Here is a 9,152-nt window from a genome sequence, read left to right on the forward strand (position 1 = left end):
CCCGTCGCGGTTCTCCGTCTCGGCCCGAAGCCCGCCGCAGGTGTGCCATCGTGACAGTCGGGCGTGCGGGGAGACGGGACGGGTGCGCATGTGGGAATTCGTCGACGAGCGGAAGGCACAGATCGCCTTCAGCGCCTACCAGCACGTGAGCCTGGTCGTGCAGGCCGTCCTCCTCGCCACGATCGTCGCCGTCGTGATCGCGGTCATCGTCACGCGCGTCCCGCGGCTCGAACCGGTGGCGAACGCGCTCAGCGCCATCGGTCTGACGATCCCGTCGTTCGCCCTGCTCGGCATCCTGATCCCGCTCGTCGGAATCGGCGTCACCCCGGCGTTCATCGCCGTGGCGTTCTACGCGGCGCTGCCCGTGCTGCGCAATGCGGTCGTCGGCCTGCAGGGCGTCGACCGGGCGCTCGTCGAGTCGGCGCGAGGCCTCGGCATGGGCGAGGTCGGCACGCTCACCCGCGTACGGCTCCCCCTGGCCTGGCCGGTCATCCTCGCCGGGGTGCGGGTCTCCACCCAGATGTCCATGGGGGTCGCCGCCATCGCCGCCTACGTCCTCGGCCCCGGCCTGGGCTCGTTCATCTTCACGGGCCTGTCCCAGATCGGTGGCGCCAACGCCCTGAATTCCGCGCTCGTGGGCACGGTGGGCGTGGTCGTGCTCGCCCTCGCTCTCGACGCACTGCTCCTCGCGATCGGCAAGGTCACCGTCTCGAAGGGAATCCGAGCCCGATGAACACGCCAGCACATTCCGCCGGGGGCATCAGCGGCACCGACATCGACCTGGTCGACGTGGTGAAGACCTTCCCCGCTCAGGCCCGGCCCGCCGTCGACGGACTGAGCCTGCACATCCCGGCGGGCGAGATCGTGATGTTCGTCGGTCCGTCCGGTTGCGGCAAGACCACGTCGCTGAAGATGATCAACCGGCTCGTCGAACCCACCTCCGGCACCATCCTGATCGGGGGTGAGGACGTCCGATCCGCGGACGTCGACGACCTGCGCCGGCGGATCGGGTACGTGATCCAGGGCGGCAGCCTCTTCCCGCACATGACGGTCGCCCAGAACATCTCGATCGTGCCCCGGCTGCTGGGCTGGGACAAGCGACGGACCGCGGACCGGGTCGTGGAGCTGCTCGAACTGGTCAACCTGGATCCCGGCAAGTACTGCGACCGGTACCCGCGGGAGCTCTCCGGCGGCCAGCAGCAGCGGGTCGGCGTCGCGCGGGGCCTGGCCGCCGACCCGCCCGTGGTGCTGATGGACGAGCCGTTCGGGGCGGTCGATCCGATCACCCGGCACCGGCTGCAGGACGAGCTGCTGCGCATCCACGAGGAACTGCGCAAGACGATCGTGTGCGTCACCCACGACATCGACGAGGCCGTGAAGCTGGGCAACCGCATCCTGATCATGGAGGAGGGCGCGCACGTCGCCCAGTACGACACCCCCGAGGTGATCCTCTCGGCACCGGCGAACCGGTTCGTCGAGAAGTTCGTCGGCGCCGGGTCCACCCTCAAGCAGCTGTCCCTCAGCCGGGTCGACGACCTCGACCTCGTCGACGGCACCACCGCCACCGTGGGAAGCCCCGCCGCCGAAGCTGTCTCCCGCGCCGCGGCGAACGACGACGACACCGTCGTGGTCCTCGACCAGCGACGGCGGCCGGTGGCGTGGCTGTGGGTGCACGAGCTCGACGGCGCCGAGTCCGTCCCGGCCGGCGAACCGCAAGGCATGATCACGCTCGATCGGCACGCCACGTTGAACGATGCGCTCGACGCGATGCTCACCTCGGCGCACGGGGCCGCGATCGTGACCGGCCGGCACGACGAATTCCTCGGATTGGTGAACTTCGAGTCCGTCACCAACCGGATCCGCCCCACCGGTCCACGCTCGGCGGGGCCCGGCGCCGACGACACCGGGAGCCGCATATGAGCCTCGACGCCGAGCCGGCCGCGCCGTCGCGCGCCGCGGGAACCGGGACACGCCCGCGCGACGCCGGCGCGGGGCGTGAGAACACGGGGCTGCTCGTCGTCATCCCCGTCCTGGTGGCAGTGGTGTTCGCCGCGTGGGCACTGTGGCGGGGCAACGCCGACCTCGACTCGATCGAGGCCCGGCAACTCGACTGGACCACGATCACGACCCTGCTCTGGCAACACGTCGGGCTCACCGTGGTCTCGGCGATCCTCGTCGTGGCGGTGGCCGTCCCGCTCGGCATCGCCCTGACCCGGCCGAGGTCACGCGCACTCGCACCCGTGGCGGTGGGGATCGCCAACGCGGGCCAGGCGGCCCCGGCCATCGGCCTGATCGTGTTGCTCGCGATCTGGCTCGGCTTCGGATTCGGCACGGCGGTCGTCGCCCTGACCCTGTACGCCGTCCTTCCGGCGCTGCGGAACACGATCACCGGGATCGAGGGCATCGACCCCACGCTCGTCGAGGCCGGCCGCGGAATCGGCATGTCCGGCGCCGGGGTGCTGCTGCGCGTCGAACTGCCGCTCGCCGTACCGGTGATCATGACCGGCGTGCGCACCGCCCTTGTCCTGCTCGTGGGCACCGCCACCTTGGCCACGTTCATCAACGCCGGCGGCCTCGGTTCCCTCATCGTCACCGGCATCACCCTCTTCCGGTATCCGGTGCTCGTCAGCGGGGCCCTGCTCGTGGCGCTGCTCGCCCTGCTCATCGACTGGGCGGGCCGGGTCCTCGAACTCACGGTGCAACCGAAGGGGCTGCGCCGGTGACCCGGATCCTGCTGCCCCGCATCGTCGGATCCCTGCTCGTCGCGGCGACCCTGACCGCCTGCGGACTCGGAACCGCCGGCGGCTTCGTCCCCACCGGCGAGCTCGCCGGTCCCCTGCAGTCCGTCCAACGGCTCGACGGGGCGAGCGTCGCGGTCGGGTCGAAGAACTTCTCGGAAGGAGTCCTGCTCGGGAAGATGGCGGTGATCCTCCTGCGCTCGGCCGGTGCGGACGTCACGGATCTGACCAACATCCCCGGCAGCGCCAGTTCCCGCCAGGCGCAGCTCGAGGGACAGGTCGACCTCCAGTGGGAGTACACCGGAACGGCCTGGATCGCCTACCTCGGACACGAGGAGGCCATCCCGGACGAGCAGGCCCAGTACCAGGCCGTGCGCGACGAGGACCTGCGCGAGAACGATCTGGCGTGGCTGCCGCCCGCCCCCATGAACAACACCTACGGCTTCGCGGCCACCAGCCGCAACGCCCAGCGCCTCGGCGTGGACTCCCTCTCCGACATCGCGAACATCCCGGTCGCCGAACGCACCTTCTGCGTGGAATCCGAATTCGCCAACCGCAACGACGGCCTGCAGCCGATGCTCGAGACGTACGGGATTCCCCTCGGCTCCGGGGTCCCGCGGGAGAACATCAAGACCCTGGACACCGGGGCGATCTACGAGGCGACGGCCCGGGGCGAATGCAACTTCGGGGAGGTGTTCACCACGGACGGACGGATCGAGGCGCTCGATCTCGCGGTGCTCGAGGACGACCGCACGTTCTTCCCCATCTACAACGTGGCCGTCGTCGTCCGCGAGGAGACCCTCACCGAGAATCCGCAGATCGCCGACCTGTTCGCACCCGTCACCCGGGAGCTGACCGACGAGACCCTCATCGAGCTGAACGGGCAGATCGACGTCGACGGCCGGGAGCCGGCCGAGGTGGCCTACGACTGGCTCGTGGAGAAGGGCTTCATCGAGTAGGACGGGGTGTGCGTGATGGCCGAACGCGCCGAGGCCGCGCCGCGCCTCACCGGCCGGATCCTCCTGACCGTTCTCGGTCCCGCGATCGCCTACGCGATCGCGGCCGTCGACCCGCTGATGCTGACCCTCAATCTGTCCACCGTGGGCCGCGGTCTCGACGTTCCCGCCGACCGGATCGGGATGCTCGCCGCCGCCTCCACCCTCATGGTGGCCGCATCCGTCCTCGCGGTCGGGACTCTCGGCGACCGGTTCGGGCTCGCGCGCATGCTCGTGTGGGCCCTCGTCGCCAACATCGCCGTCGGGTTGCTGTCGTCGCTGGCGCCGAACTATCCGGTGCTGCTGCTGATGCGCTTCCTGGACGGCCTGGCGCTGACCGCGCTGCTGGGACTGTCGCTGGCGCTCGTCACCGCCTCCGTCCCGGCCGAACTGCGGTCGACGGCTCTCGGCGTCCTCATGGCCGTCGACACGGTCCTGTACGGCATCACTCCGGCGGTCGGCGGGTGGGTCGTGGAGACGTTCGGCTGGCGATCGCTGTTCCTCGTCACCCCGCCGCTCGCGCTGATCGCGCTGACACTGATCGTCCGGTTCGTCGACGAACCACCGCGCCGGGCCGCGGGCGGAGTCGACGTCCTCGGTGTGAGTCTGTTCGGGGTGGCGCTGCTCGGCCTGGTGGCGGGGATCGGAGCGGTGCCCGACGGGCTCACCGAACCGCGCGCCTGGGTGCCTCTGAGCGTCAGCGTCGCCGCCGCCGCGACGTTCGTGTGGCACGAACGCAGGACGCCGGAGCCGGCCCTGAACCTGTCGCTGTTCGGGCGCCGCGCCTTCGTCCTCGCGGTGCTCGCGGTCCTGACCGTGAACCTGCTCGCGGCCGGTCTGGGAACCGTGCTCGGCCAGCTCGGCGACTACGTGCTGGGCATGTCCTCGCAGGCCGTCGGACTGCTGTACCTTCCCGGCACGCTCGTGATCGCCGCGGCGAGCGTGCTGGCCGGCCGGATGATCGCCGCGCACACCGCGCGCCCGGTGCTGGTGACCGGACTGTTGGTCATCGTGCTGAGCGGCCTCGTGACGGCGGCGACGGTCGCCCCGACGATGACGGTCGCGGCGCTCGTCGTGGCGACGTGGACCAGCAATCTGGGCGGATTCGTGGCCGGAACCGCGACCGCCGACACGATCCTCTCGCAGGCCGAGACCGGCAACACCGGGTCGATCGCCGCCGTCCAGCCGGCGTTCGGAATGATGGGCTACGCCCTCGGCCCGACCGTCTACATCCTGCTGCTCGACGCGTTCTACCGGCGAGAAGTGCTCGAGGACGCCGAAACTCGCGGCATCTCGGTCCAGGAGGCGGAGCAGGCCGAGCACGCCGTCACGATGACGATGTCCCACAGCGGCGGCCCCACCGGGTACGACCCCAACCTGGTGCAGCTCGCCCACGGGCTGACCCTCGGCGTCGACTTCACCGAGGGCGTCGCGACCACCATGCTGATCGTCTCGGCGCTGCCGCTCGTCGTCGCGGTGCTGGTCTTCTTCCTCATGCCGCGACGACCCGACGGCGCCGGCGCGCGCACGCCGTGACGGCCGATCCGCCACTGCCGTGCGCGGATTCGTGCGCCCGGTTCCGGGGCCGGTGCTCCTCGCGGCCGGCCCCGACGGTTGCGGTGTCCCTCCGGAACGGGTTCAGTGCACCAGCTTCAGCCCGATCACGCCCCCGACGATCATGCCCAGGAACACGACTTTCGACGCCGACACCGCCTCCTCGCCCGTGGCCATCGCGAACGCCACGGTGAGCACCGCACCGATCCCCACCCACACCGCGTAGGACGTCCCCACCGGCAGCCGGCGCATGGCATACGCCAGTCCCGCCATGCTCGCGACCAACGCCGCGACGAACACCACCGACGGGCCGAGCCGGCTGAGTCCCCTGGACCGATCCAACGCGGTGGCCCACACCGCCTCCAGCACCCCGGACACCACCAGAACCAACCACGACATCACAGCCTCCGACGGGCCGTCTTGTCGCACACCGGGTACGGCGCCCCTCGTCCGGGAGCCCGGTGAGGCAGGCTCGCGTCCACGGTCCCACACCCCGTGACGGGGAACAAATTCGCCCTCTGCGTGGCGGGACAGCGGGACGCGCTCGCCCGTGGCGTCCGTACCGCGGGGCCGCAGGGAACCGGGCCGCCGCCCGCTGCGTCCAAGCGGTGGAAGGACGATCCGTTTCCACGGAGGGGAGCAGGCCGAATGGACGCAGGCACCGGCAACGGCAACCACGAGGTGGTACGCGCCCGGCCCGGGACGATCGCGGCGTTCGGGCACACCGCCGCGGCCCTGGGCGAGCGGCTGCACGACGCCGCCGCCGACGCACGCGCGGCCGATCCGGCACCGCTCGGGACGGTGTTCGGCCCGGTCGGCGCCGAGTTCCTCGCCGCGTTCGCGGCCACCCACCGCGGCCACGGAGCGGAACTGACCCGTCTCGGTGACACCTTCGACGCCATGGGCGCCATCGCGGGTGCCACCGCGGCCGCCTACGAACGCGTCGTCGCCGCCCAGGCGGCACGGCTGAACGCCGACGGGGCCCCGCGGTGACCGCGGCGCCGGGGGCGGATCTGCTCACCGCTCCCCTGGCCGAGCTGTTGTCGGCGTTCGGCGCCGGAGCGGTCGGCACCGACCCGGCCGCCGTGCTGCGGTCGTGCGCCGAACTGGTCGACGGCGTGCACTCGGTGGGCCGGGCTGCGCTGGGCGAACTCGCGTGGGACTGGGCGGGGGCCGCGGCGGAGACGGCCGTGCGCAGCGGCGAGCGGGCGCTCGCCGACCTCGTCGCCGCCGCCGACCGCGGGACGGCCATCGCCGACGTCGCGGCGGACGCGACCACGACCGTCCTGACCGGTGCAGCCGAAATCGCCCGGCTGATCGAATCGTTCACGACGCTGGCCGAGCGCTCCGCTCCCCTGGCGGCGCTACCGCAGGGGCAGATGATGTTGCTGGTCGCGGCGATCGAGCACATCGCGGCCGGGCTCGACGTGCTCACCCGGGTCACCTCGTCGCTCGCCGAGCAGACGACCAGGATGGCGGAGCTGATGCCCTCGGAGCCCGCACCGGCAGCACCGACGGCCGGCGATCCGGCCGCCTCACCGGCCGGCGAGCTGCGGGCCTTCGGCGGCAACGGCACCGAGGTGCGGCTGCCCGACGGCAGCGTTGCCGTGGCACCCAATCGGGCGGCGGCCGAGGCGGTGCGTCACGCGCTCTCCCAGCAGGGCACGCCCTACGTGTGGGGTGGCACCGCACCGGGGCAGGGCCTCGACTGCAGCGGCCTGACCCAGTGGGCGTACGGGCAGGCCGGGGTGCAGATTCCGCGCCTTGCGCAGGAGCAGGACGTCGGCACCCCCGTCGAGGCGAGCGCGGTGCAGCCCGGCGACCTCGCGGTGTGGGACGGGCACGTCGCGATGATCGTCGGAAACGGCCTCATGGTCGAGGCCGGCGACCCGGTGCAGCTGTCGCCGATCCGGACCACGAACAGCGGGATGGGGTTCCAGGGCTTCTTCCGTCCCACCGGCCCCACCGGCTAGGCCGGGAACCGAGGGGCGCGGCGTCGCGTCCAACCGGGTATGGACACCGCGGAGACGACCATCACGACGGCGACCGCCCGGAACCGGTCCGGCACCGTCTCGGTGCGCACCACCGAACAGGGCCTGCCCGTCGACCTGCACATCGATAAGAGCGAACTACGTTACGGGGCAGCACAACTGGCCGAACAGATCGTGTCGCTGTGCCGTCGCGCGACACTCGAGGCCGCCGCGCTGCACCGAGAGGAGCTGGCGGGCAGGGGAATGCCGGAGGGACTGCTGAACCGGCTGGGACTGCCCACCCACGACGACGTGCAGCGCGCACGCCGCGACGACGCGCGGACGGCCGGCTCTCCGTCGGCGACCGGGTGGTGAGCGCGATGTCGGCGAGCGATCAGCGGATCACGGAGATCGTGGACGGTGTGCGCACGCGGCTCGGGGCCCTGCAGGACTGTGTGGCCGCACTCGGCGTGGTGTCGGGCGCCGCGACGAGCCCGGACGGCCTCGTGCGGGCCGAGGTGGACGGCAACGGCGCCCTGACCCGGCTGTGGCTCGACGAGGCGCTGAGCGGGCTCCACGCGCGCGACGTGGCGGCATCGATCCTGGCCACGACGCACGAGGCGGCACGGGCCGCCGCCGCCGAACGAGCTCGTCTGCTCGGGGAACTCCGCGGTGCACTCGGGTGACGGTCGTCTCATCGGCGCCCAGCTATGTCTTCGGCCGGGACATGGCTAGGCTTGGCGACCATGGCTGGAGACATCGTCCCGATCGAGCTCGGTCTCACCGACGGCGACGTCGTGACCCTCTGGGCGCCGCGGTGGCGCGAGGGCGACGACGAATGGGAGGCGTTCCTCGGCCACGGTGACGATCTGTACGCGTTCGGTGCGGTGGCCGAGCTCGTCGCGTTCGTCCGCTCCGGCGCCGACAACGACCTCGTCGAGCATCCGGCCTGGCCGGTGGTCGCGAAACTCTCCGCGGAGGAGTTCGAGCCGGACGAGAGCCATTCGTACGACCTGATCGGCGTGCCGGAACTGGTGGCGGACGACGCGGACCCGGAGTCCGTCGCCGAATTGCAGAACACGTTCGACATCGTCTCCGTCCTCGGCGACGTGTGCGAGCTCGAGTCGGTGACGAAGTTCTTCGAACGGGCGGAGATCGAGGCGCTGCTGAGCCACGGTGTCGCGGCGTTCGAGGGCCGCGAGGGCGGGGAGCTGTGGAACCGGGTCGGCTCCGCCGTCGCCGAGGACTGGGACGGGGTGATCGACGCGCTCGACGCCGTCGTGACGTCCCCCGAGGTCGACGCCGGGCTCGTCGCCGAGGCCGAGGCGGAACTCGTCGCGGCCGAGGAGAACATCGTCGAGGCCGAGGACGCCGCCGAGGAGGCGGAGGACGAGGAATACGAGTTCGTCGACGGGGACGAGAACGAGGACACGAGCTTCTGGACGGCGGTCGGAATCGACCCGGTCAAGATCATCGCCTCCGACGGCACGTGGTTCACCCTGCGCTGCTACCTCGACGACGACGCGCTGTTCCTCGGCCGCGACGGGACGATCCTCGTGTTCCCCACGGAGCGGGCGCTGGCGCGCTACCTGGCCGACCACCACGACCACGATCTGGCGGCGCTCAGCACCTACGACGACATCCGGCACGCGGCGACGGACGGTTCCCTCGAGGTCGAGGTGACGGACGAGAACGTGTACGTGCTGCCCGGGATCGCGGACGACATCGAGCACGGTACGGAGGCGGTGGACGCCGATCAGTTGGATCTGGCGGTCGAACTGTTCACCGACGCCGCGAACTACGCCGAGGACGACAGCACCGACGCCGCGCTGGCCGGGTCGACGGAGCTGGGCTGGTTCGTCAACTACGTGCTCGAGCCGGATCCGACGCGGCTC

11 protein-coding genes and 1 riboswitch are annotated in these 9,152 nt (G+C 71.4%); of the genes, 10 read left to right on the forward strand and 1 reads right to left on the reverse strand.

Annotated features, from left to right (window positions below):
* Nucleotides 1–88 precede the first annotated feature (88 nt).
* The 5 genes from CQZ88_RS12730 to CQZ88_RS12750 are packed head-to-tail and all read left to right on the forward strand — an operon-like array spanning nt 89 to nt 5,269.
* Nucleotides 89–733, forward strand: coding sequence for an ABC transporter permease (locus CQZ88_RS12730; RefSeq protein WP_029544703.1), 645 nt, complete (start codon nt 89–91; stop codon nt 731–733).
* Nucleotides 730–1,920: an ABC transporter ATP-binding protein gene (locus CQZ88_RS12735; RefSeq protein ID WP_006939653.1), complete on the forward strand. Its 1,191-nt coding sequence runs from the start codon at nt 730–732 to the stop codon at nt 1,918–1,920. The genes CQZ88_RS12730 and CQZ88_RS12735 overlap by 4 nt, the downstream gene beginning before the upstream one ends.
* On the forward strand, nt 1,917–2,723 hold the full coding sequence (locus tag CQZ88_RS12740; RefSeq protein ID WP_102799829.1) for an ABC transporter permease: 807 nt from the start codon (nt 1,917–1,919) through the stop codon (nt 2,721–2,723). The genes CQZ88_RS12735 and CQZ88_RS12740 overlap by 4 nt, the downstream gene beginning before the upstream one ends.
* Complete coding sequence (locus CQZ88_RS12745) at nt 2,720–3,697, forward strand: glycine betaine ABC transporter substrate-binding protein (protein ID WP_006939655.1); 978 nt, start codon at nt 2,720–2,722, stop codon at nt 3,695–3,697. The genes CQZ88_RS12740 and CQZ88_RS12745 overlap by 4 nt, the downstream gene beginning before the upstream one ends.
* Nucleotides 3,698–3,712: 15 nt before the next feature.
* The gene (locus CQZ88_RS12750; protein WP_044476116.1) at nt 3,713–5,269 is read left to right on the forward strand and encodes an MFS transporter; all 1,557 of its coding nucleotides are present in this window, start codon (nt 3,713–3,715) and stop codon (nt 5,267–5,269) included.
* Nucleotides 5,270–5,371: 102 nt separating this feature from the next.
* Here the strand turns inward: CQZ88_RS12750 and CQZ88_RS12755 are convergent, their stop codons facing one another.
* Nucleotides 5,372–5,686 (reverse strand): multidrug efflux SMR transporter, encoded by a 315-nt coding sequence (locus CQZ88_RS12755; RefSeq protein WP_006939659.1) that lies wholly within the window; start codon nt 5,684–5,686, stop codon nt 5,372–5,374.
* 10 nt (nt 5,687–5,696) lie between these two features.
* A riboswitch (guanidine-III (ykkC-III) riboswitch) is annotated at nt 5,697–5,764 on the reverse strand.
* Between the two features lie 171 nt (nt 5,765–5,935).
* On the opposite strand from CQZ88_RS12755, the gene CQZ88_RS12760 reads away from it, so the two are divergent.
* The 5 genes from CQZ88_RS12760 to CQZ88_RS12780 form a co-directional block, all read left to right on the forward strand.
* Nucleotides 5,936–6,280: a hypothetical protein gene (locus CQZ88_RS12760; protein WP_006939661.1), complete on the forward strand. Its 345-nt coding sequence runs from the start codon at nt 5,936–5,938 to the stop codon at nt 6,278–6,280.
* Nucleotides 6,277–7,260: a C40 family peptidase gene (locus tag CQZ88_RS12765; protein WP_006939668.1), complete on the forward strand. Its 984-nt coding sequence runs from the start codon at nt 6,277–6,279 to the stop codon at nt 7,258–7,260. The genes CQZ88_RS12760 and CQZ88_RS12765 overlap by 4 nt, the downstream gene beginning before the upstream one ends.
* A 39-nt stretch (nt 7,261–7,299) precedes the next feature.
* Nucleotides 7,300–7,632 carry a hypothetical protein gene (locus CQZ88_RS12770; RefSeq protein ID WP_006939671.1) on the forward strand — a complete coding sequence of 111 codons (333 nt, stop codon included), beginning with the start codon at nt 7,300–7,302 and terminating at the stop codon, nt 7,630–7,632.
* A 5-nt stretch (nt 7,633–7,637) separates the two neighbouring features.
* Nucleotides 7,638–7,943: a YbaB/EbfC family nucleoid-associated protein gene (locus CQZ88_RS12775; RefSeq protein ID WP_006939673.1), complete on the forward strand. Its 306-nt coding sequence runs from the start codon at nt 7,638–7,640 to the stop codon at nt 7,941–7,943.
* Nucleotides 7,944–8,003: 60 nt separating this feature from the next.
* The coding region (locus CQZ88_RS12780; protein WP_258008576.1) for a primosomal protein at nt 8,004–9,152 on the forward strand (1,149 nt) is incomplete at its 3' end.

The sequence above is a fragment of the Rhodococcus sp. ENV425 genome, from assembly GCF_002887785.1.
GTDB classification, from domain to species: domain Bacteria; phylum Actinomycetota; class Actinomycetes; order Mycobacteriales; family Mycobacteriaceae; genus Rhodococcus; species Rhodococcus aetherivorans.